The 22,845-nt window shown below is 69.0% G+C and carries 20 protein-coding genes and 1 rRNA gene; 19 read left to right on the top strand and 2 right to left on the bottom strand.

Annotation, left to right across the window (positions count from 1 at the left end; translation table 11 throughout):
* Window positions 1-38 precede the first annotated feature (38 nt).
* The 5 genes from rplT (at window position 39) to pheT (ending at window position 6,148) form a co-directional block, all read left to right on the top strand.
* Window positions 39-431 carry a 50S ribosomal protein L20 gene (rplT, locus tag ncot_RS13780; protein WP_168618127.1) on the top strand — a complete coding sequence of 131 codons (393 nt, stop codon included), beginning with the start codon at window positions 39-41 and terminating at the stop codon, window positions 429-431.
* Window positions 412-1,344 (top strand): RNA methyltransferase, encoded by a 933-nt coding sequence (locus tag ncot_RS13775; RefSeq protein WP_346766622.1) that lies wholly within the window; start codon window positions 412-414, stop codon window positions 1,342-1,344. The genes rplT and ncot_RS13775 overlap by 20 nt, the downstream gene beginning before the upstream one ends.
* A 59-nt stretch (window positions 1,345-1,403) precedes the next feature.
* Window positions 1,404-2,462 (top strand): ATP-binding protein, encoded by a 1,059-nt coding sequence (locus ncot_RS13770; RefSeq protein WP_240937905.1) that lies wholly within the window; start codon window positions 1,404-1,406, stop codon window positions 2,460-2,462.
* Window positions 2,463-2,537: 75 nt separating this feature from the next.
* A complete protein-coding gene (gene pheS / locus ncot_RS13765; RefSeq protein ID WP_168618126.1) occupies window positions 2,538-3,650 on the top strand; it encodes a phenylalanine--tRNA ligase subunit alpha in 1,113 nt (370 codons plus the stop codon).
* A gap of 17 nt (window positions 3,651-3,667) precedes the next feature.
* Window positions 3,668-6,148: a phenylalanine--tRNA ligase subunit beta gene (pheT, locus tag ncot_RS13760; protein WP_168618125.1), complete on the top strand. Its 2,481-nt coding sequence runs from the start codon at window positions 3,668-3,670 to the stop codon at window positions 6,146-6,148.
* Between the two features lie 310 nt (window positions 6,149-6,458).
* On the opposite strand, the gene ncot_RS13755 is transcribed toward pheT, so the two are convergent.
* Both ncot_RS13755 and ncot_RS13750 read right to left on the bottom strand, forming a co-directional pair.
* Complete coding sequence (locus tag ncot_RS13755; protein WP_206064972.1) at window positions 6,459-6,929, bottom strand: DinB family protein; 471 nt, start codon at window positions 6,927-6,929, stop codon at window positions 6,459-6,461.
* A gap of 8 nt (window positions 6,930-6,937) precedes the next feature.
* The gene (locus ncot_RS13750; protein WP_168618123.1) at window positions 6,938-7,732 is read right to left on the bottom strand and encodes a maleylpyruvate isomerase family mycothiol-dependent enzyme; all 795 of its coding nucleotides are present in this window, start codon (window positions 7,730-7,732) and stop codon (window positions 6,938-6,940) included.
* A gap of 73 nt (window positions 7,733-7,805) precedes the next feature.
* Here ncot_RS13750 and argC point away from each other — a divergent pair, with 73 nt between their 5' ends.
* The 14 genes from argC (at window position 7,806) to ncot_RS13680 (ending at window position 22,770) form a co-directional block, all read left to right on the top strand.
* Window positions 7,806-8,846 (top strand): N-acetyl-gamma-glutamyl-phosphate reductase, encoded by a 1,041-nt coding sequence (argC, locus tag ncot_RS13745; protein WP_168618122.1) that lies wholly within the window; start codon window positions 7,806-7,808, stop codon window positions 8,844-8,846.
* 35 nt (window positions 8,847-8,881) lie between these two features.
* Window positions 8,882-9,334 carry an ACT domain-containing protein gene (locus tag ncot_RS13740; protein ID WP_168618121.1) on the top strand — a complete coding sequence of 151 codons (453 nt, stop codon included), beginning with the start codon at window positions 8,882-8,884 and terminating at the stop codon, window positions 9,332-9,334.
* Window positions 9,331-10,494: a bifunctional glutamate N-acetyltransferase/amino-acid acetyltransferase ArgJ gene (gene argJ, locus ncot_RS13735; protein WP_168618120.1), complete on the top strand. Its 1,164-nt coding sequence runs from the start codon at window positions 9,331-9,333 to the stop codon at window positions 10,492-10,494. Before ncot_RS13740 ends, argJ begins: the two co-directional genes overlap by 4 nt.
* The gene (argB, locus tag ncot_RS13730; RefSeq protein ID WP_168618119.1) at window positions 10,491-11,426 is read left to right on the top strand and encodes an acetylglutamate kinase; all 936 of its coding nucleotides are present in this window, start codon (window positions 10,491-10,493) and stop codon (window positions 11,424-11,426) included. Before argJ ends, argB begins: the two co-directional genes overlap by 4 nt.
* Window positions 11,426-12,637 carry an acetylornithine transaminase gene (locus ncot_RS13725; protein WP_168618118.1) on the top strand — a complete coding sequence of 404 codons (1,212 nt, stop codon included), beginning with the start codon at window positions 11,426-11,428 and terminating at the stop codon, window positions 12,635-12,637. Before argB ends, ncot_RS13725 begins: the two co-directional genes overlap by 1 nt.
* Window positions 12,634-13,557: an ornithine carbamoyltransferase gene (argF, locus tag ncot_RS13720; RefSeq protein WP_168618117.1), complete on the top strand. Its 924-nt coding sequence runs from the start codon at window positions 12,634-12,636 to the stop codon at window positions 13,555-13,557. Before ncot_RS13725 ends, argF begins: the two co-directional genes overlap by 4 nt.
* Window positions 13,554-14,075: an arginine repressor gene (locus ncot_RS13715; RefSeq protein WP_168618116.1), complete on the top strand. Its 522-nt coding sequence runs from the start codon at window positions 13,554-13,556 to the stop codon at window positions 14,073-14,075. The genes argF and ncot_RS13715 overlap by 4 nt, the downstream gene beginning before the upstream one ends.
* A gap of 29 nt (window positions 14,076-14,104) precedes the next feature.
* Window positions 14,105-15,541, top strand: a complete 1,437-nt coding sequence (gene argH / locus ncot_RS13710) for an argininosuccinate lyase (protein ID WP_168618115.1) — start codon at window positions 14,105-14,107, stop codon at window positions 15,539-15,541.
* Between the two features lie 9 nt (window positions 15,542-15,550).
* A complete protein-coding gene (locus ncot_RS13705; protein ID WP_168618114.1) occupies window positions 15,551-16,171 on the top strand; it encodes a DNA-3-methyladenine glycosylase in 621 nt (206 codons plus the stop codon).
* A gap of 121 nt (window positions 16,172-16,292) precedes the next feature.
* Entirely contained in the window at window positions 16,293-16,919 is a 627-nt protein-coding gene (locus ncot_RS13700) for an FMN-binding negative transcriptional regulator (protein WP_168618113.1), read from the top strand.
* Entirely contained in the window at window positions 16,916-18,274 is a 1,359-nt protein-coding gene (locus tag ncot_RS13695) for a serine hydrolase domain-containing protein (RefSeq protein WP_168618112.1), read from the top strand. The genes ncot_RS13700 and ncot_RS13695 overlap by 4 nt, the downstream gene beginning before the upstream one ends.
* Window positions 18,275-18,361: 87 nt before the next feature.
* The gene (gene tyrS / locus ncot_RS13690) at window positions 18,362-19,636 is read left to right on the top strand and encodes a tyrosine--tRNA ligase (protein WP_168618111.1); all 1,275 of its coding nucleotides are present in this window, start codon (window positions 18,362-18,364) and stop codon (window positions 19,634-19,636) included.
* 36 nt (window positions 19,637-19,672) lie between these two features.
* Window positions 19,673-20,719, top strand: a complete 1,047-nt coding sequence (locus ncot_RS13685; protein ID WP_168618110.1) for an alpha-hydroxy acid oxidase — start codon at window positions 19,673-19,675, stop codon at window positions 20,717-20,719.
* A gap of 533 nt (window positions 20,720-21,252) precedes the next feature.
* Window positions 21,253-22,770, top strand: a 16S ribosomal RNA gene (locus ncot_RS13680).
* Window positions 22,771-22,845: the final 75 nt, after the last annotated feature.

Genomic DNA, 22,845 nt, shown 5'->3' with positions numbered 1-22,845 from the left:
TTCCCCCCTGAACTTTTCGAGCAACAAGGAGTAACACAGTGGCACGCGTCAAGCGGGCGGTAAACGCCCACAAGAAGCGCCGGGTAATCCTCGATCGCGCATCCGGCTACCGCGGACAGCGCTCGCGCCTGTACCGCAAGGCCAAGGAGCAGGTCACCCACTCGCTGGTCTACAGCTACCGCGACCGCAAGGCCAAGAAGGGCGAGTTCCGTCGTCTGTGGATCCAGCGGATCAACGCTGCTGCCCGCCAGAACGGCCTCACCTACAACCGCCTGATCCAGGGCCTCAAGGCCGCTGAGATCCAGGTGGACCGCAAGATCCTCGCCGACCTGGCCGTCAACGACGCCCCGGCCTTCGCCGCCCTCGTCGAGCTGGCCAAGGGCGCGCTCCCCGCGGACGTCAACGCGCCGCGTGCCGACGCGACTGCCTGAGCGCATCGCTGCTGACGTGGCGAGCTTCCGCGACGACCCGACCCCGCTGACAAGTGGGAACACTCGGGTCAAGAACGCGCGGAAGCTCGCCCGTCGCTCATTTCGGGCCGAGAACCGGTTGTTCCTCGCCGATGGACCGAAGGCAGTCGAAGGAGCGCTCTCACTGCCCGGTTGCGTGGTCGAGGTGTTCGCCACGGTCGAGGCGACCGCCAAGCACACCGACCTTCGTGACGCGGTGGCTGCCACGGAGATCGACTGGAGGCTTGTCGACGATCGCGCCCTGGCCTCCCTCTCCGATGCGGTCACCCCGGCCGGTGTGATCGCGGTGTGCCGGTTCGTCGACCGCCCCGTCGACCATGTGCTGGCACCGTCGGCGACCGAGGAGGCGAGGGACGAGCCGTCTCGAGCCCGCCCCCACCTGGTCACGATCTGCGCCGACGTGCGAGACCCCGGCAATGCCGGGACCGTGATCCGCACCAGTGACGCCGCCGGCGCCGACGCGGTGGTCCTGGCCGGCCACTCGGTCGACCCGCACAACCCGAAGACCGTTCGGGCCACGGTGGGCAGCCTGTTCCACGTGCCGATCGCCGATGTCGAGGACCCCAGCGACGCCGTACGCCGGGCACAGGCCGCCGGACTGGTGGTGCTGGCGGCCGACGGTGCCGGCGAGATCGACCTCGACGACGCGATCGATGACGGGCTGCTGGCCGGGCCGACTGCCTGGTTGTTCGGCAACGAGGCATGGGGGTTGCCGGCGGAGCTCGCGGCCCTGGCCGACCACCGGGTGCGTATCCCCATCCACGGGCGAGCCGAGAGCCTCAACCTCTCCACGGCCGCCGCCGTGTGTCTCTATGCCTCGGCGCGGGCCCAGCGTCCGTCCCGGCGCGCCACCCGGCGCCCCGACGGGGCCTGACCCGACTGGTTCGCGCACCCGGCGTGGGTCGAGGGAGATCCGGCGGTAGGTTGCTGCGTGTGGACCTGACCGCACGCGCGAGCCTCGACCTGTTGCCCGACGGTGTCGTCGTGGCCGGGGCAGACCACGTCATCGCGGTGGCGAACTCCGAGGCGGCGCGCATGCTCGGCGCGGCGTCCGCCGATGAGCTGGTCGGCCGCAGGCTCGACGATGCCCTGCGCCTGCAGAACCAGTCCGGTGACACCTGGTGCGACCACAACGAGCCCTACCGCGGGTTGTCCACCCGCACCGGCGTGCCCGAGCAGTCGTGGGTCCTGCCCAACGGGACGGAGGTGGTGGTCACCGCCCGCATCCAGCGGCCCAGTCTCTCGGAGCCGGTCGCGTGGGTGGCGATCAGCCTGCGGTCCGGCAGGGGGCGGGCGCGCCTGGACCGGGAGCGCTCGGACCTGGTGGCCACCGTGGCCCACGAGATCCGCTCGCCGCTGACCGGGGTGAAGGGCTTCGTCCAGGCCCTGCTGAACCGGTGGGACAAGCTCAACGACGACCAGCGCAAGCTGATGCTGACCACCGTCAACGCGGACGCCGATCGGTTGAGCCGGCTCATCGCCGAGCTTCTCGACGTGGCGCGGATCGACACCGGGCGTCTCTCGCTCTTCCCGCGACCGGCCGACGTCGGGGTGCTGGTGCAACGCGTGGTCGACTCCGTCAACGCAGGAACCGCTCGCTCGGTGAGCCTCGAGGTCAGTGGTGACGTCCCGGAGGCCCAGCTCGACCCTGATAAGTTCACCCAGGTGATCACCAACCTGATCGAGAACGCCATCCGTCACGGTGAGGGCCAGGTGGACGTCTCCGTGCGGGCAATCGCAGGCGAGGCAGACTTCCCGGGCGCCCTGGTGACCGTCGACGACGAGGGCGCCGGGATCCCCGAGGAGATGCGGCGGCGCATCTTCACCAAGTTCTGGACCCATGGCCAACGTGGGGGTTCGGGCCTGGGGATGTACATCGTCAACGGCCTCGTGCGCGCTCACGGCGGGGTCCTCACCATCTCGAGCTCACCATCGGGTGGCGCTCGGATCACCACCGCCTGGCCCCAGGGCGAACCACTCGGGAGCGACTAGGACAAACCCGGTCGCGGGCGCCGCGGCGCAGTTCCTAGACTTGCCCTGGCACATCCCACTTCCCGGAAGGCAGTCATGTCGGGACCGAACACTGATTACGACCCCGTCGAGGTCACGCCCCTGCGCGCCGACGAGGTCGAGGCCCAACGCGACGCAGCGCTCGCCGCGATCGCCGGGGCGACCGACCTCGATGCCCTCAAGCAGGTCCGCCTCGAGCACGCCGGTGACCGGTCCCCGCTGGCCTTGGCCAACCGCGAGATCGGTGCGTTGCCCCCGCAGGCCCGCAAGGAGGCCGGTGCCCGTGTCGGCAAGGCCCGCGGCCAGGTGAACCAGGCGCTGGGGGAGAGGCTGGCCGTGCTCGAGGCCGAGCACGAGGAGCGGATGCTGGTCGAGGAGACCGTCGACGTCACGCTGCCCACCGACCGTGCCCTGACCGGTGCCCGCCACCCGATCACGATGATGTCCGAGCGCATCGCCGACGTCTTCGTGTCCATGGGGTGGGAGGTGGCCGAGGGGCCGCAGGTCGAGGCCGAGTGGCTCAACTTCGATGCCCTCAACATGGGCGCCGACCACCCCGCCCGCACCATGCAGGACACCTTCTGGCTCGAGCCTGCGGAGGCCGCCCTGGTGCTGCGCACGCACACCTCGCCGGTGCAGGCGCGCACGATGCTGACCCGCACGCCGCCGATCTACGTCGTGTGCCCCGGCCGGGTCTACCGCACCGACGAGATCGACGCGACGCACTCGCCCGTCTTCCACCAGGTCGAGGGCCTGGTCATCGACGAGGGCATCACGATGGCCCACCTGAAGGGGTCGCTCGACCACTTCGCGACCGCCATGTTCGGCGAGGGCATCACCACCCGGTTCCGGCCGTCGTACTTCCCGTTCACCGAGCCGTCGGCCGAGGTCGACCTGATCTGCTTCGTCTGCCGCGGCACCGGTCACGACGACGAGGGCAGCGACACCTGTCGCACCTGCCGTGGCGAGGGCTGGATCGAGTGGGGCGGCTGCGGCGTGGTCAATCCGCGCGTCCTCGTCGCCTGCGGCGTCGACCCGGAGAAGTACACCGGCTTCGCCTTCGGCATGGGCATCGACCGCACCCTGATGTTCCGCCACGGCGTCGAGGACATGCGCGACATCTTCGAGGGTGACGTGCGCTTCACGCAGCCCTTCGGCATCGAGATCTGAGAGGTCCGAGCACCCACATGAAAGCCCCTGTTTCCTGGATCCGCGACTACGTCGACCTGCCGGAGGCGGTCTCGACGGACGAGCTCGCCGCCAGGCTGACCATGCTCGGCCTCAAGCTCGAGGCGCTCGAGACGCCGGCCGATGCCATCACCGGCCCCCTCGTGGTCGGTCGTGTGCTGACCATCGAGAAGGAGCCGCAGAAGAACGGCAAGATCATCAACTGGTGCACCGTCGACGTCGCAGACGCCAACGGCACCGGTGAACCTCAGGGCATCATCTGCGGTGCCCACAACTTCGTCGAGGGCGACCTGGTCGTGGTCTGCCTGCCCGGCGCCGTGCTGCCCGGCAACTTCGAGATCTCCGCGCGCAAGACCTACGGGCACGTCTCCGCCGGCATGATCTGCTCCTCGCGCGAGCTGGGACTGGGTGAGGACCACGGCGGCATCATCGTGCTGCCCGCCGATGCCGGCCAGCCCGGCGACGACGCCTTCGACGTGCTCGACATGAACGACTCCGTGATCGAGTTCGAGATCAACCCCGACCGCGCCTATGCACTGTCCCTGCGCGGCATCGCCCGCGAGGCCGCCACCGGCTTCGACGCGCCCTTCCGTGACCCCGGGTTGCGCGACGTGCCCGCTGCCAACGACGAAGGTCAGCCTGTCGTGGTCGACGACGCCGACGGCTGCCCGGTGTTCGTGGCCCGCTCGGTGACGGGCTTCGACCCCTCGGCACCGACCCCCGACTGGATGGTCAAGCGGCTGGGCGCCTGCGGGATGCGCCCGATCTCGCTCGGCGTCGACATCACCAACTACGTCATGTTCGAGCTCGGCCAGCCGATCCACGGCTACGACCGCGCCAAGCTCTCCGGTGCGATCCGGGTGCGGCGTGCCCATGAGGGTGAGCGGTTGACGACCCTCGACGGGCAGGAGCGCAAGCTCTCGACCGAGGACCTGCTGATCACCGACGACTCCGGTCCCATCGGCATCGCCGGCACGATGGGTGGGCAGACCACCGAGCTCTCCGAGACCACCACCGACGTGGTCATCGAGGCGGCCCACTTCGACGCGGTCTCGATCTTCCGCACCGAGCGCCGGCACAAGCTGCCGTCCGAGGCCTCCAAGCGCTTCGAGCGCGGCGTCGACCCCGAGCTACCGGCTGCTGCCGCGGACCGAGTCGTCGAGCTGATGGTCGAGCTCGGCGGCGCCACCGCGGATGCGGGGGTGACCGTGGTGGGCCGGGCCCCGGCACGTCGCACCGTCACCGCTGCCACCGACCTGCCCGCCCGGGTCACCGGCATGGAGATCGATGCAGCGACCACGGTCGCGAACCTCGAGCTGGTCGGCTGCGAGGTCGTCGTCGACGGTGACCAGCTCACGGCCACGGTGCCGTCGTGGCGCCCGGACATGAGCGACCCCTTCGACCTGGTCGAGGAGGTGGCCCGCATCGTCGGTTACGACAAGGTGCCCTCGGTGCTGCCCCCGGCCCCGTCCGGCGGTGGCCTTCCCCTCGCGCAGAAGCTGCGCCGCCGGGTGGGCCTGGTGCTGGCCGGTTCCGGTTGGACCGAGACGATCAGCTACCCGTTCGTGGGCGACTCCGACTGGTCCGACCTCGGCCTTGCCGACGACGACGAGCGCCGTCGTACGATCCGGATGGCGAACCCGCTCAATGCGGAGGAGCCCCAGCTCGCCACCACGCTGCTCCCCGGTCTGCTCCGTTCCTTGGGTCTCAACGTCGGCCGCGGCAACGCCGACGCCTCCCTGTTCGAGACGGGCCTGGTGTTCCTGCCGACCGGCAACGAGCTGGCCCCGATCCTCGGGGTCGACCGTCGTCCGAGCGACGAGGAGTGGGCCGCGATCGAGAAGGCGGTCCCGCGCCAGCCGCAGCACCTCGCCCTGGCCCTCTCCGGCCACCGCGAGCGCGAGGGCTGGTGGGGACCAGGTCGTCAGGGCTCGTGGGCCGACGCGATCGGCGCCGTCCGTGAGGTCGCCGCCGCCCTGGGCGTCGAGGTCGAGATGGCGGCTGCGGCCGTCGCGCCGTGGCACCCGGGTCGCTGTGCCGAGATCCGAGTCGGCGAGACCGTGCTCGGCCACGCCGGCGAGCTGCACCCGAAGGTCTGCAAGGCGTACGGCGTCCCGTCCCGGTCGGCCGCTGCCGAGGTCGACCTCGACGCGCTGCTGGGCCTGGCGCGGGTGACCACGCCGGCCCCGACCTTCGGCTCCTACCCGGTCGCCAAGGAGGACGTCGCCCTCGTCGTCGACGCCTCGGTTCCCTCGGCGGACGTGGCGGCGACGCTGCGCGAGGGAGCCGGCGAGCTGCTCGAGTCGGTGCGCCTCTTCGACGTGTTCACCGGCGACCAGGTCGGCGAGGGCAAGAAGTCCTTGGCCTTCGCGCTGCGCTTCCGGGCACCCGACCGCACCCTCAAGGAGGGCGAGGCCGGTGCCGCTCGTGACGCCGCGGTGGCCCTCGCCGTCGAGCGGAACGGCGCCGTCCAGCGCTGATCCGGCCCGTCGCGCGCGCTCGAGGTACCGCCCGTCTCCCCGGCGCCCGGGGACGTGGAACCTCCCGGCCGAGACATCGGCGGGGAGGTTCCCGGATCGGCGCCGGCGTGCGGCCAGCCTGCGGACATGCCCCTGTTCGAGTTCGAAGGCAAGCGTCCCGACGACCACCCGGAGGCGTTCATCGCACCCACCGCCACCCTTGGCCGGCACGTCCGCGGAGTTCTGGGTGCAGGCCAACCCGCCGTACTACGCCGAGCTGGCCCGACGACACCGCAGCGGCATCACCCGGATCGACTGACGTCCCGGAGCCTCAACGGCTGGCCTCGATCTGCTCGCGCAGGATGTCGGCGTGCCCGGCATGGCGGGCCACCTCCCGGATCAGGTGGAGGTAGATCCACCGGAGCGACAGCACGCCGTGGTGGTCGTGGTCGATCGTGAAGTCGAGGTCGAGCGGGTCGGCGATCTCGCGGCCGCGCACCGCCGCGCGTCGCAGCGCGGCGACGGCGGAGGCCACGGTGTCGTCGTCGGAGACCGTAAAGCTCGCGTCGTCACCGAAGGCGTAGCCGTCCCACTGGTCCTCGGGCAGAGCCGCCACCCGACGTTGGAACCAGCTGCGCTCCGCCGCCGCGACGTGCTTGAGGAGGGCGAGGGGAGTGGTGAGCGAGGGCACCAGTCGTTGACGGGCCTCGCTCTCGCTGAGCCCCTCAACGCACTCGATCAACGACTCACGGTTGAGGTCGAGCATGTTGACCAGCATCGCCCGCTCCGGGCCCGTGCTCACGACCTCCATCAGTCGATGGGGTGGTTGACGCAGGTCAGGAACAGGTCGTGGGCCGTGCGGTCGCCGGCCACGGTGAGGTCACCGTCGTCGCCTCGGCGCCACAGCCAGGCGTCGAGGTCGGCGGCAGTGCCGGAGACGACGACATCGGGCTCGCGGCCCGGGTCGGTGACCACGCTGATGTCGTCCTCGTCGTGGGCGACCCCGTCCTCCGGATCGGTGCCCGTGAAACGACCGAGCTCCACCCAGACGTGGTGGTCGGTGTCGATGCAGTCGACGCGGACGAAGGTCTCGCTGCCGGTGAACGAACCCCACCCGGGCGTGCCCCCGAACATCACGGCGAGGACCTCCTCCACCCCGTCGGCGGCCAGCCGGGCATCGAGGTCGGTGACCGTTCCGGCGGCCTGCTCGGCATCGAGGCGGTGGATCAGTGCCTCGTGGGCCTGGCGGCGGAGGATGAACCCGACCGTCTGCTCCGGTGCCCAGGTCCAGGCCTGCTCCTTCGGGTCTGCGACCCTCAGGGCCTCGACCAGTCCGGCGGAGGCGTCGTCGAAGGCGGTCAGCAGGTCGGCGTACGTCGTCGGGCGCGGGGGCTCCTCGAAGGCGTCGGGGCCGGTGGGCCGGTCGGCGACGATGCGGGACCAGAAGTGCTGCACCTCGGTGAGGTGCCAGAGGAGGTCGGCAGCATCCCAGTCGGGGCAGCTCGGCACCCGGTCGGTCGGGTCGGTGGCGGCCAGCACGTCGCGGAAGCGCGCTGACTCGCTGCGAAGGTGGTCGAGGTAGGCATCGTCCGGCAGTCGGGTCATGGAGATCACGCTAGGGCTGCCCGCCCACCGAGCGAAACCCATTATGCGAGTTCATGCAGGGGAATGTATAGTCATGCACATGTCCGACAAGATCTCAGTCGCAGTCGCCGGTGCCAGTGGATACGCAGGTGGCGAAGTCCTCCGCCTGCTCCTGGCCCACCCCAACATCGAGATCGGCGCGCTCACCGGTGGGTCCAACGCCGGTGAGAACTTCGGACGACTGCAACCCCACCTGGGCCCACTCGCCGACCGTACCCTCGAAGCGACCACACCCGAAGTCCTCGCCGGTCACGACGTGGTCTTCCTGGGCCTGCCACACGGTGCCTCCGCCGAGGTGGCCAACGCGCTCGGCGACGACGTCGTGGTCATCGACTGCGGTGCCGACTTCCGGCTCAACGACCCCGCGCTGTGGGAGAAGTTCTACGGCTCGCCGCACGCCGGGTCCTGGCCCTACGGCATGCCCGAGCTGGCCGGCCAGCGGGACCAGCTCCGCGGTGCGAAGCGGATCGCCGTCCCGGGTTGCTACCCGACCGTCTCCACGCTCACCGCGGCCCCCGCCATTGCCAAGGGCCTGGTCGAGCCGAGCATCGTCGTGGTCGCGGCCAGCGGCACCAGCGGAGCCGGCAAGGCAGCCAAGACCAACCTGCTCGGCAGCGAGGTGATGGGCAACGCCAGTGCCTACGGCGTGGGTGGCGTCCACCGGCACACCCCCGAGATCATCCAGAACCTGAACCTGCTCACCGACGCCAAGGTGAAGGTGAGCTTCACCCCGCTGCTGGTGGCCATGCCCCGCGGCATCCTCGCCACCGTCACCGCACCGCTGGCCGCGCCGCTCACGGCCGACGAGGCCTACGCCGCCTATGTCGAGGCGTACGCCGACGAGCCGTTCGTCACCGTTCTGCCCCAGGGCATGTGGCCGCAGACCAAGTCGGTGATCGGTTCCAACGCGGTGCACGTGCAGGTCACCGTCGACGAGGAGGCCGGGCAGCTGATCGCCGTCGGAGCGGTCGACAACCTGGCCAAGGGCACCGGCGGCGCCGCCGTCCAGTGCATGAACCTCGCTCTAGGGCTCGATGAGTCCGCGGGCCTGACCACGATCGGACTGGCACCGTGAGCGCTGACCCCACGAGCGAAGGGAACCACGACGGAATGAACGAGATCCCCGAGGCAACCAACCAGCCCCAGACGTTCACCCTCCAGCAGTTCCCCGAGAAGCTGGCCGTCGTTCGACTGGCCCCGGGCGCCGAGGTGCCGCAGTGGGCCGAGGCGTCGTCGCTGTTCTCGATCACCGCCACCGCCACCGAGACGTCATTGGTGTGTGCCACCCGCACCGTCCCGACGAAGGTGCCCAGCCAGAAGCCGTTCACCGCGTTCGCGGTGAAGGGCCCGCTCGACTTCGAGCTGTACGGCGTGCTGGTCACGCTGCTGCAACCGTTGGCGGAGGCGAAGATCAGCGTCTTCACGATCTCGACCTTCGACACCGACTGGATCCTCGTCCCCCAGGCCAAGGCCGACGAGGCGACCGAGGCATGGCGACGACAGGGGCACACCGTTGCCGCAGCCGTCCCCGTCTCCCCGTCAGGAAAGAGCAAGAAGAAATGACCGTCACCTCTCCCGCTGGCTTCCTCGCCGCCGGCGTGCCCGCTGGCCTGAAGAGCGCCAAGGAAGCCAAGGCCCCCCTCGACCTGGCCCTGGTCGTCAACCAGGGGCCGTCGTTCGACTCGGCCTCCGTCTTCACCGCCAACCGCTGCAAGGCGAACCCGATCCTGTGGAGCCAGGAGGTCGTCAAGGACGGCGTCGTGCGCGCGGTCGTCCTCAACTCCGGTGGGGCGAACTGCTACACCGGCTCGGAGGGCTTCCAGACCACCCACGCGGTCGCCGAGCAGGTGGCCGGCAAGCTCGGCATCGGGGCCGGCGACGTGGTGGTCTGCTCCACCGGACTGATCGGCCTGGCCAACCCGCGGCAGAACCTGCTCGACGGTGTCGACGCGGCCCACGCCGCGCTCAGCGACGACGGCGGTGCCGACGCGGCCGAGGCGATCATGACCACGGACAGCGTCAGCAAGAAGGTCGTCATCGAGGGCGCCGGCTGGACGATCGGCGGGATGGCCAAGGGGGCCGGCATGCTCGCCCCCCAGCTGGCCACGATGCTCGTGGTGATCACCACCGATGCCGTGGTCCCCGCAGCTGACCTCGACAAGGCGCTGCGCGCGGCGACCCGGGTCAGCTTCGACCGGCTCGACTCCGACGGCTGCATGAGCACCAACGACACGGTGACCGTGATGGCCAGCGGCGCCTCGGGCATCACCCCGCCGCTCGACGACTTCACCGATGCGTTGACCCAGGCCTGCACCGACCTGGCCATGCAGCTGCTCAAGGACGCCGAGGGCGCCGACCACGAGATCGCCATCACCACGCTCAACGCGGCGTCCGAGGACGACGCGGTCAAGGTCGGTCGCTCGGTGGCCCGCTCCAACCTGTTCAAGGCCGCCGTCTTCGGCAAGGACCCGAACTGGGGCCGGGTGCTGGCCAGCATGGGCACCACCGACGCGGTCTTCGACCCGGCCGACCTCGACGTGGCGATGAACGGCGTCTGGGTGTGCCGCAGCTCCACCCCCGCGGAGGACCCGGCCGGTGTTGACCTGAGCGCCCGCGAGGTCACCGTCACCATCGACCTCAAGTCCGGCGACGAGCGAGCCACGGTGTGGACCAACGACCTGACCCACGCCTACGTCCACGAGAACAGCGCCTACTCCTCATGAGCGAGAACAACGTGAAACCTGACCCCGTCAAGGCCGACGTCCTGGCCCGGGCCCTGCCCTGGCTGATGGAGTACCACGGCAAGGTGATCGTGGTGAAGTACGGCGGCAACGCCATGACCGACGACCGTCTCAAGCAGGCCTTCGCCGAGGACATCGCCTTCCTCCGCTATGCCGGCTTCAAGCCGGTCGTGGTGCACGGCGGTGGCCCGCAGATCTCGAAGATGCTCGACCGGCTCGACATCGAGTCCGAGTTCAAGGGCGGCCTCCGGGTGACCACCCCCGAGGCCATGGACGTGGTCCGCATGGTGCTGGTCGGCCAGGTGCAGCGCGAGCTGGTCGGGTTGATCAACCAGCACGGGCCGATCGCTGTCGGACTCTCCGGTGAGGACGCCGGCCTGTTCACCGCGGAGCCGACCAACACCATCGTCGACGGCGAGGAGGTCGACCTGGGCCTCGTCGGCGAGGTCGCCAAGGTCCGCCCCGAGTCCGTGCTCGACCTGGTCGAGGCGGGCCGGATCCCGGTGATCTCGTCCGTCGCCCCGGATGTCGACGGACGGGTCCACAACGTCAACGCCGACACCGCGGCAGCCGCGCTGGCCGTCGCGCTGAAGGCTGAGAAGCTCCTCGTCCTCACCGACGTCGAGGGCCTCTACCGCGACTGGCCCGACAGCGACGACGTGATCAAGGAGATCAGCCCGGAGTCCTTGGCCGAGCTGATGCCGTCGCTGGCCTCGGGCATGGTGCCCAAGATGGCCGCCTGCCTCAACGCCGTGCAGGGGGACGTTCCGCGGGCGACGGTCGTCGACGGTCGCGCCGAGCACGCCGTCCTTCTGGAGATCTTCACCGACGAGGGCGTCGGCACCCAGGTGCTGCCCGGGGTGGAGACGAAGATCCGGCAGGCCACGAACCCTCCCGTCGTGAAGGAGTCCTGATGACTGCCACCTGGCCCGAGCGCTACGCCGCGTCGTTGATGAACACCTTCGGCCCGCCGAAGCTGGTGCTGACCCGCGGCGAGGGCGCCCACGTGTGGGACGAGGACGACAGGGAGTACGTCGACCTGCTCGGCGGCATTGCCGTCAACGCCCTCGGTCACGGCCATCCCGCCCTCGTGGAGGCGGTGACCGACCAGCTCAAGACCTTGGGCCACGTCTCCAACTTCTTCGCCACCCGGCCGCAGATCGAGCTCGCGGAGAAGCTCCTCGACCTTCTTTCGGTGGTTGAGGAGGGCGCGCAGCGCCCGTCTCGAAGCCCCGGCAAGGTTTTCTTCTCCAACTCCGGCACCGAGGCCAACGAGGCCGCCTTCAAGCTGACCCGCCGCACCGGCCGCACCCACGTCGTGGTGGCCGAGGGCTCCTTCCACGGCCGCACCATGGGTGCGCTGGCGCTGACCTCGAAGGAGGCCTACCGCGCGCCCTTCGAGCCACTGCCCGGCGACGTCACCTTCGTCCCGTACGGCGACTCCGAGGCGCTCGCCGCAGCGGTCACCGACGAGACAGCTGCCGTGCTCCTGGAGCCGCTGCAGGGAGAGGCCGGCGTGAACGTGCCTCCTGCCGGCTACCTGGCACGGGCCCGTGAGATCACCACCGAGCACGGGGCGCTGCTCTGGTTCGACGAGATCCAGACCGGGATCGCCCGGACCGGTGCGTGGTTCGCCCACGCCGAGTCGGGTGTCACCCCTGACGTGATCACCCTGGCCAAGGGCCTCGGTGGCGGCATCCCGATCGGGGCCACCATCGCCCTCGGCGCGGCCGGCGACCTGCTGGAGCCCGGCAACCACGGCACCACGTTCGGCGGCAACCCGGTCGCGACCGCGGCAGCGCTCGCCGTGCTCCACGTGATCGAGAAGGACGACCTGCTCGAGCGCACGAACGCGATCGGCGAACGACTCCGCGACGGGCTGGCCGCCGACCCCCGGGTGACCGAGGTGCGGGGGAAGGGCCTGCTGATCGGCCTCGACCTGTCCGCGGACGCCTCGGCCGACGTGACCGCGGCAGCCCTGGAGCTGGGCTTCATCATCAACAACCCGACGCCGAACCGGATCCGACTGGCGCCACCGCTGGTGCTCACCGATGACGACGTGGAGTCGTTCCTGTCGGCCTGGCCGGCAATCCTGGACCGCGCCGGTGTGGAGCCACCCTCATGACCCGGCACCTGTTGCGCGACGACGACCTCAGCCCGGCCGAGCAGGCCGAGGTGCTGGCCCTCGCCGTGAAGATGAAGGCGGCGCCGTTCCAGCACAAGCCGCTGGCCGGGCCGCGCACCGTCGCCATGATCTTCGACAAGCCGACCCTGCGCACGCAGTCCTCCTTCTCCGCGGGGATCGCCGAGCTCGGCGGCAATCCGTTGGTGATCAACGGCGACCTGGCCCAGATCGGTGTCCGCGAGTCCGTCGAGGACGTGGCCCGGGTGCTCGGTCGCCAGGCCAGCCAGATCGTGTGGCGCACCAACGACCAGCACAAGCTCGAGTCGATGGCGCAGTGGGGCGGGGTCCCGGTGATCAACGCGCTCAGTGACGACTTCCACCCGTGCCAGCTGCTGGCCGACCTGCTCACCGTGATCGAGCGCAAGGGGCCGTTGGCGGGTCTGCGTGCCACGTTCGTCGGCGACGGTGCCTGCAACATGGGCAACTCGTGGCTGCTGGCCGGCGCCACCGCCGGCATGCACGTGGTGATCAGCTCACCCGAGGGCTACGAGCCCAGCGGCGAGATCGTGGCGGCAGCGGGGAAGATCGCCGCCGAGACCGGTGGGTCCGTTGCGCTGGACCGCGACCCGGTGGCCGCCGTCGCGAACGCCGACATCGTGATCACCGACACCTGGGTCTCGATGGGCAAGGAGGCAGAGTCGCAGGACCGGCTCGCCGCGCTGAAGCCCTACGCGCTGACCCGCGCCCTGGTCGCGGCCGCGCACCCTGACGCGATCGCCATGCACTGCCTGCCGGCCTACCGCGGCAAGGAGGTGGAGGCCGAGCTCATCGACGGCCCCGACAGCGTGGTGTGGGACGAGGCCGAGAACCGCCGTCACGCGCAGAAGGCCGTGATGGCATTCCTGGAGGAGCGACGATGAACGAGTCGGCACTCACCCCGTTGACCAAGAGCGCACGCCAGCAGCTGATCATCGATCTGCTCACCACGCGTGAGGTGAAGTCGCAGGTCGAGCTCGCCGAGCACCTGGCCGCCCGGGGCGTGCACGCCACCCAGGCCACGCTCTCGCGCGACCTCGTCGAGCTCGACGCGGTCAAGGTGCGTGCCAGCAGCGGGGCACTGGTCTACGCGGTTCCCGCTGAGGGCGGGGACCGGACGCCCGCCACCGCCCCGGAGAGCGCGGCGGCCAACGCCCGCCTGGCCCGGCTCTGCTCCGAGCTGCTGGTCAGCGCCGAGTCCAGTGCCAACATGGTCATCCTGCGCACCCCACCGGGTGCCGCCCAGTTCCTGGCCTCCGCCTTCGACAAGGCCGAGATCGGTGACGTGCTCGGCACGATCGCCGGCGACGACACCGTGCTGGTGATCGGCCGCGAGCCCGACGGTGGCGACGACCTCGCCCAACGCTTCCTGGGCTTCGCGAACGACCCGCGCACCGCCTGAGCCCACCCCTGACTGATACGAAGGACCTCGTGACCGAGAACAGCACGACCAACACCGGCAAGCTCTGGGGCGGACGCTTCGAGGGCGGCCCCAGCCCGGAGCTCGACGCGCTCTCGCGCTCCACGCACTTCGACTGGCGGCTGACGCCCTACGACTTGGCCGGCTCTCGGGCCCACGCCAACGTGCTGCACACGGCCGGGCTGCTCACCGACGCCGACCACGCCGAGCTCCTGCGTGGCCTCGACGCGCTGGGCCAGGAGTACGCCGACGGCTCACTCGCCCCCGATCCCTCCGACGAGGACGTGCACGGCGCCCTCGAGCGACTGCTGCTCGAGGAGGTCGGCCCCGAGGTCGGCGGCCGGTTGCGTGCGGGACGGTCCCGCAACGACCAGATCGCCACCCTGTTCAAGGTGTTCCTGCGCGACCACGCCCGGGTGATCGCGGCGCAGGTGCTCGACCTGGTCGAGGCGCTGCAGGCCCAGGCCGAGCAGCACCTCGGTGCGATCATGCCCGGGCGCACCCACCTGCAGCACGCACAGCCCGTGCTGCTGTCTCACCACCTGCTGGCTCATGCCTGGCCGTTGCTGCGCGACGTCGAGCGGTTGCGTGACTGGGACGCCCGCGTCGCCGCGGACTCGCCGTACGGCTCGGGGGCCCTGGCCGGGCAGAGCCTGGGCCTCGACCCGGAGCAGGTGGCAGCCGAGTTCGGCTTCACCGGCTCCAGCGCCAACTCGATCGACGGCACGGCGTCGCGCGACTTCGTGGCGGAGTTCGCGTTCGTCACCGCGATGATCGGCGTCGACGTGAGTCGTCTGGCCGAGGAGGTCATCCTCTGGTCGACCCGCGAGTTCGAGTTCGTGAAGCTGCACGACTCCTGGTCGACGGGGTCGAGCATCATGCCGCAGAAGAAGAACCCCGACATCGCCGAGCTGGCCCGCGGCAAGGCCGGCCGTCTGATCGGCAACGTCAGTGGCCTGCTGGCCACGCTCAAGGCGTTGCCGCTGGCCTACAACCGCGACCTGCAGGAGGACAAGGAGCCGGTCTTCGACTCCGTCGACACGCTCGAGGTCCTGCTGCCCGCCTTCACCGGCATGGTCGCCACCCTCACCTTCAACACCGAGCGGATGGCCGAGCTGGCGCCGCAGGGCTTCTCGTTGGCCACCGACATCGCCGAGTGGCTGGTCCGCGAGGGCGTGGCGTTCCGGGTCGCCCACGAGGTCGCCGGTGCGTGCGTACGCCGTTGCGAGGAGCGCGGCGTCGAGCTCGACGAGCTCACCGACGAGGAGTTCGCCGCGATCGACGAGCACCTGACCCCGGGCGTCCGCGAGGTGCTCACCGCCGAGGGGTCAGTGGCTTCCCGCAACGGCCGCGGTGGCACCGCCCCCGACCGGGTGGCCGAGCAGCTCCAGGAGCTCGCGGCCGCTGCCTCCGCCCACCGTGCCCGGCTCGACGTTCCCGGGGAGTGAGCTCGACCCGTGCCCCGGGCGACTGACCTGACCGCCCTCGACGGCGCCCCGCTGGAGGTGGCGCCACTGCTGCTCGGCGCCGTCCTCCGACACGGCGACGTCGCGCTCCGGATCACCGAGGTCGAGGCGTACGACGGCGCGCACGACCCCGGCTCCCACGCGTACCGGGGGCGCACCAGACGCAACGAGGTGATGTTCGGTCCGGCCGGCCATCTCTACTGCTACTTCACCTACGGGATGCACGTGTGCTGCAACGTCGTGTGCCGCGAGGACGGCACGGCGGGAGCGGTCCTGCTGCGCGCCGGCGAGGTCGTCGAGGGGATCGGGACGGCCCGCTCGCGTCGACCCGGGAGCAGCGACCGCGACCTGGCCCGGGGACCGGCCCGCCTGTGCAGGGCGATGGGCATCGCGCTCGACGCCGACGGCACCGACCTGTCCACCGGTCCGATCACGCTGCGGCTCGACGACCCCGTGGCCCCCGAGGCGATCAGCAGCGGTCCCCGCGTCGGGCTTCGCGCCGCCCCCGACTGGCCGTGGCGGTTCTGGCTGACCGGCGACCCGACCGTGTCGACCTACCGCCCCCACAAGCCCCGCAAGCCCCGCAATTCCCCCCGCACCCCAGATCCCTGATGCGCGAACGGGCACTTCTTGCTGCGCGAACGGGCGGTTCTTGTTGCGCGAACAGGCACTTGTTGTTGCGCGAACAGGCACTTGTTGTTGCGGTGGGACATGGATGCGGGAGACTGGATCCGTGCTGATCCATCCGTGGGACTCCGTCGAGGACTGGCGCGGGCTGGTGCCCGGCAACGACTTCGGTCAGCTGGTCACCGTGGGTGAGGTCGACGGCTGGCCGGTCATCGTGCCCACCCACTTCGTGGTCGAGGGCGACGAGGTCCTGCTCCACCTGGCCCGTCCGAACCCCGTGTGGGCAGCGCTCGCGCAGGACGACCGCGTCGTCATGGCCATGACCGGCGACTACGCCTACGTCGATGCGTCGATGAACGCCGGCCCCGGGACCGATCCTGATCTCGGCGTGCCCACGTCGTACTACACCGCCCTGCAGCTGCGGGGACGCGCGACCGTCGTCGACGACCCGGAAGCGAAGGCCGCCATCCTGGCGCGGCAGCTGCTGCACTTCGAGCCCGAGGGCTCGACGCGCGTCACGCCCACCACCGACGTCGAGTCGGACCGTCGTCAGCTGCCCGCGATCCGTGGTCTGAGGATCCGGATCCAGGACGTGCGGGCCAAGCAGAAGTACGGCGGCAACAAGTCGGTGGAGGAACGCACGGCCATCGCGAGCCGACTCGCGGAGCGCGACGCGGCCGGGGACCGAGGCGTTCGAGCGAGGCTGCTGGAACGGACTGAGGTCGTCGAGTGACCAGCCTGCGCCCAGAGACCGCGGAGTCCCTCCGACGCATCGTTGCCGACAAGCAGGCCGAGGGAAGGGTCCCCGGTGTCGTCGGAGCGGTGGTGCGCGACGGCGCCATGCTCTGGGGGGAGGGCGTGGGCACTGCTGACGTCGCCCGCTCGGGCGAGCCGCCCACCGTCGACCAGCAGTTCCTGATCGCTTCGAACAGCAAGACCTTCACGGCAGTGGCGATCATGGCGCTGCGGGACGAGGGCAAGCTGGATCTCGACGACACGCTCGAGCGATTCGTGCCCGAGTGCGGGCACGCCGGTGTCACGGTCCGCCAGATGCTGGCCCACTGCTCGGGGATGCAGCGAGAGCCCGTGACCGACGTGTGGGAGACGCTGCAGCAACCCGATCGGCGTGAGCTGGTGGAGGGTTTCGCGCAGGCCGAGCGGGTGCTCCGGCCGCACCACCACTGGCACTACTCCAACCTCGTCTACGCGATGCTGGGGGAGGTGATCGCCAGGCTCGACGGTCGCGAGTGGTTCGACTCGATCAAGGCCCGCATCCTCGACCCGTTGGGCATGACGCGCACGACGCTCGGCCTGCAGCACGACCCAGTCACCGGGTACTACGTGCCGCCCTTCCACGACGTACCGATCCTCGAGCCGACCTTCGACTTCGCGGCGATGGCCGCCTGCGGCGGACTGGCCAGCACCGCCCGAGACCTGACGCAGTGGTTGTTGTTCGTGGCGGACCCGGTCGAGGAGGTGTTGAGCCCCGACACGTTCGAGGAGATGCTGCAGCCCCAGATCATGGTCGATCGCGAACGCTGGACCCTGGCCTTCGGGCTCGGGTTCATGCTGCACCGCAAGGGTGAGCGCTTCTTCGTCGGGCACACCGGTGGGATGCCGGGCCACGTCACCGGGCTGTTCACCCACCGCGAGTCCGGCACCGGTGGCATGGTGCTGATGAACTCCACCTCGGCCCCCGATCCGACCCAGTTCGCGGTCGAGCTCGCCGAAGAGGTGATCTCCAAGGAGCCACACACCCGCGTCCCGTGGATGCCCGGCAGCACCGTGCCCGAGGAGTACGTCGGCATCATCGGTCGCTGGTACTCCGAGGGTGCGCCGTTCGACTTCGTCGTCCGTGCGGGTCGACTCGAGGCGCACAGCCCCACGGCGCCCGCGCACAAGGGGCCTTCGGTGTTCGTCAAGGAGGGCGATGACCTCTATCGAACGGAGTCTGGCCGGGAGGCCGGCGAGCTGCTCCGGGTCACCCGCGACAGCACGGGCCGGGTGACGAAGATGAACTGGGCGACCTACGTCGTGACGCGGGAGCCCTTGGCCTTCGGCGCGTGGCTCTCCGACACCACGCAGTGAAACCGCGTACCGTCATGGCGCGATGATGGGGCAGGCTTGGACCTGGCAGTCCGTCCACCTCGTGCACGTCTCCCGGAAGGAAACACGTTGTCCACCGACCCGAATCTCCTCGACGACCTCGAGTGGCGCGGACTGATCGCCCACTCGACGGACCGCGACATGCTTCGAGAAGCGTTGTCCGAGGGGAGCGTCAAGTTCTACGTGGGCTTCGACCCGACCGCGCCCAGCCTGCACATGGGTCACCTGGTGCAGATCCTGACGGCCAAGCGTCTGCAGCTGGCCGGGCACACGCCGTACGCCCTGGTCGGTGGAGCCACCGGCAGCATCGGCGACCCGAAGGAGTCGGGGGAGCGGGTGATGAACTCGCTCGACACCGTCAAGGAGTGGGTCGAGCGGGTGCGCGGCCAGATCGAGCCGTTCCTCTCGTTCGAGGGACCGAACGCCGCGACCATGGTCAACAACTACGACTGGACCGCCTCGATGTCGGTGATCGACTTCTTGCGTGACATCGGCAAGCACTTCCCGGTCAACCGCATGCTGGCTCGTGACGTGGTGCGGACCCGCCTGGAGTCCGGGATCAGCTTCACGGAGTTCAGCTACGTCCTGCTCCAGTCGATGGACTTCCTGAACCTCTTCCGCGACCACGGTGTCGTGCTGCAGTTCGGTGGCTCCGACCAGTGGGGCAACCTGACCGCAGGCGTGGAGCTGATCCGGCGCACCAACGGCGGCAAGGCGCACGCGATCGCGACGCCGCTGATGACGAAGAGCGACGGCACCAAGTACGGCAAGACAGAGGGCGGGGCCCTCTGGCTCGATCCGCAGATGATGTCGCCGTACGCCTTCCACCAGTTCTGGCTCAATGTCGAGGACGAGAAGGTCGGGGAGCTGCTGAGGGTCTTCACCTTCCTCTCGCACGAGGAGATCGAGGACCTCGAGGCGCAGACCGAGGAGAAGCCGTTCCTGCGCGCGGGGCAGAAGGCCCTCGCAGACGCGGTCACGACGCTGGTGCACGGTGCTGCCGAGACGGAGCAGGCGAAGCTGGCCGCGGCGGCGCTCTTCGGCCGGGGCGACCTTGCCTCGCTCAACGGTGCGACGCTCGGTGCCGCGCTGAGGGAGGCCGGCTCCACGTCGTTCCGACGGGCCGAGGGCACCCCGGACATCGTTGCCCTGCTGGTCGAGACCGGCCTGGCCAAGAGCAACGGCGATGCCCGGCGCACCATCAAGGAGGGTGGCGCCTACCTCAACAACGAACGCATCGAGGACGCCGAGTACGTCCCGACCGACGCCGACTTCGTGGCGGGCAGCTGGCTGGTGCTGCGCAAGGGCAAGAAGACGATGGCCGGCGTCGAGGCGCTGGACTGAGCGATTGACCGACTGAGACCTGCGGGAGGACCGGGGATGGACGCGAACTGGTTGGACGGCGTCGAGGAGGCCGCGCGCCATGCGCTGCCCGCCCCCGTCCATCGCTACATCCGGCAGGGGGCCGGAGCCTCGGTCACGGCGGCCGAGGCAGGACGGAGCTGGGACCGGATCCGGTTCGCCCCGCACGTCCTGCGCGACGTGACTGACGTCGACCTCCGCACGACTCTGCTCGGGAGCGACCTGTCGACGCCGATCGGCGTGGCACCCACCACCTTCCAGCGTGCGGCGCATCCCGACGGCGAGGTCGCCATGGCACGGGCCGCGGCCGACGCAGGGTCCGTGATGGTCGTGTCCAGCAACGCCGGATCGACCTTCGTCGACATCGCCGGCACGGGAGTCACGTGGTGGTTGCAGGCCTACCTGTCCGCTGACCGAACGCTGACCGAACCGCTGCTGCGCCGCGCGGTCGACGCGGGCGCCCGAGCCGTGGTGCTCACCGTGGACACCCCGGTGGTCGGCACGAAGCACGACGACGGGCCGACCGTCTGGGAGACGACCGACCCTGGGTGGCTGCGGGTCAACTTCGATGCGGGGTACGACGACCTGCCCGGCGCGCAGAAGGCGCTCGACCTCGGTCCCCATGACATCGAATGGTTGTCGAGCACGACCGGACTGCCGGTCGTCGTGAAGGGAGTGCTGCGGCCCGATGACGCCCGTCGTTGTGTGCAGGCGGGCGCTGCTGCCGTCTGGGTGTCCAACCACGGGGGACGGCAGCTGGACCGGACAGTGGCCAGTGCCGAGGTCCTCGAATCGGTGGTTGCCGCCGTCGGCGGGGACGCCGAGGTCTACGTCGACGGTGGCCTGCGGTCGGGCAGTGACGTCCTGGCTGCGATGGCACTCGGTGCGGACGCGGCCTTTCTCGGCCGGCTACCGCTCTGGTGCCTGGCCGCGGGGGAGGAACGGGTCCTGGCCATGCACAGGACACTGGCGGCGCAGCTGACTGAGGCGACCCGGCTGGCGGGGCTCAGCAGCCCGTCCCAAGCGGTCGGAGTGCTCGCTCCGAAGCCCCCATTCGGCCCCTGACCTGCCCATATGCACCATGTGGTCCGGCTCACGTCACTTCGATTTGACCCGCTGTGCGCACTCGCATAATGTTCCGTTCGTCGCCAGGGAGCGGCGGGAGACAAGGCCGGTCGGCCGGGTCTCCGGCCCCGGGTGACCACCCCAAGCTTCATCCTCGTCCGAGGTTTCAAGAGTGCCCACAGCAGTGGCCTCCGGTGAACCCGGCGAGTTTGAGTTGCCCGGGGTGGCTGGACGAGAAGCCCGGTTTGACCGGCGCCGATCAAACCGGTAAGTTTTGTCAGGTTGCCCCAAGCGCTGGTCGTGAGGCTGGTGTGGTGCGCGCTTGATCCTTGAGAACTCAACAGTGTGTCAAAAGTCGACGAATTAGTTTGATATGCCCGTCCGGCTTCATGCCAGTTTTGCTGGTGTGTTTGTCGTACGGTTCCTTTGGTAGGAAAACGATGATTCTGACAACTATGTCAGTGATTCGGTCTCTTGCCGGGATATCTCAATTGAGTTTGATGTCTGCCTTTTTGGTGGGTGTCGTTTGAACTTCAACGGAGAGTTTGATCCTGGCTCAGGACGAACGCTGGCGGCGTGCTTAACACATGCAAGTCGAGCGGTAAGGCTCCTTCGGGAGTACACGAGCGGCGAACGGGTGAGTAACACGTGAGCAATCTGCCCTTCACTTTGGGATAACCACCGGAAACGGTGGCTAATACCGAATACGACAGCTCCAGGCATCTGGTGGTTGTGGAAAGTTCTGGCGGTGAAGGATGAGCTCGCGGCCTATCAGCTTGTTGGTGAGGTAATGGCTCACCAAGGCTTCGACGGGTAGCCGGCCTGAGAGGGTGACCGGCCACACTGGGACTGAGACACGGCCCAGACTCCTACGGGAGGCAGCAGTGGGGAATATTGGACAATGGGCGAAAGCCTGATCCAGCAACGCCGCGTGAGGGATGAATGCCTTCGGGTTGTAAACCTCTTTCAGCAGGGACGAAGCGCAAGTGACGGTACCTGCAGAAGAAGCACCGGCCAACTACGTGCCAGCAGCCGCGGTAATACGTAGGGTGCGAGCGTTGTCCGGAATTATTGGGCGTAAAGGGCTCGTAGGCGGTTTGTCACGTCGGGAGTGAAAACCAGGTGCTTAACACCTGGCCTGCTTCCGATACGGGCAGACTAGAGGTATGCAGGGGAGAACGGAATTCCTGGTGTAGCGGTGAAATGCGCAGATATCAGGAGGAACACCGGTGGCGAAGGCGGTTCTCTGGGCATTACCTGACGCTGAGGAGCGAAAGTGTGGGGAGCGAACAGGATTAGATACCCTGGTAGTCCACACCGTAAACGTTGGGCGCTAGGTGTGGGACTCATTCCACGAGTTCCGTGCCGCAGCTAACGCATTAAGCGCCCCGCCTGGGGAGTACGGCCGCAAGGCTAAAACTCAAAGGAATTGACGGGGGCCCGCACAAGCGGCGGAGCATGCGGATTAATTCGATGCAACGCGAAGAACCTTACCTGGGTTTGACATATGCCGGAAAGCTCTAGAGATAGAGCCCCTTTTAGTCGGTATACAGGTGGTGCATGGCTGTCGTCAGCTCGTGTCGTGAGATGTTGGGTTAAGTCCCGCAACGAGCGCAACCCTCGTCTTATGTTGCCAGCACGTAATGGTGGGGACTCATAAGAGACTGCCGGGGTCAACTCGGAGGAAGGTGGGGATGACGTCAAGTCATCATGCCCCTTATGTCCAGGGCTTCACGCATGCTACAATGGCCGGTACAAAGGGCTGCGATACCGCAAGGTGGAGCGAATCCCAAAAAGCCGGTCTCAGTTCGGATTGGGGTCTGCAACTCGACCCCATGAAGTCGGAGTCGCTAGTAATCGCAGATCAGCAACGCTGCGGTGAATACGTTCCCGGGCCTTGTACACACCGCCCGTCACGTCACGAAAGTCGGCAACACCCGAAGCCGGTGGCCCAACCCTTGTGGAGGGAGCCGTCGAAGGTGGGGCTGGCGATTGGGACGAAGTCGTAACAAGGTAGCCGTACCGGAAGGTGCGGCTGGATCACCTCCTTTCTAAGGAGCAATTGGCAGCCTTGAGCTGTCCATGTCGTCTGTTTCGTGGCCGAATGTGTCGCGGCAGACAACGCT

The organism is Nocardioides sp. JQ2195, assembly GCF_012272695.1.
Taxonomy (GTDB): Bacteria; Actinomycetota; Actinomycetes; order Propionibacteriales; family Nocardioidaceae; genus Nocardioides.
Note: the sequence above shows the minus strand (reverse complement) of the source record. Positions and strands in the feature narration are given on the sequence as shown.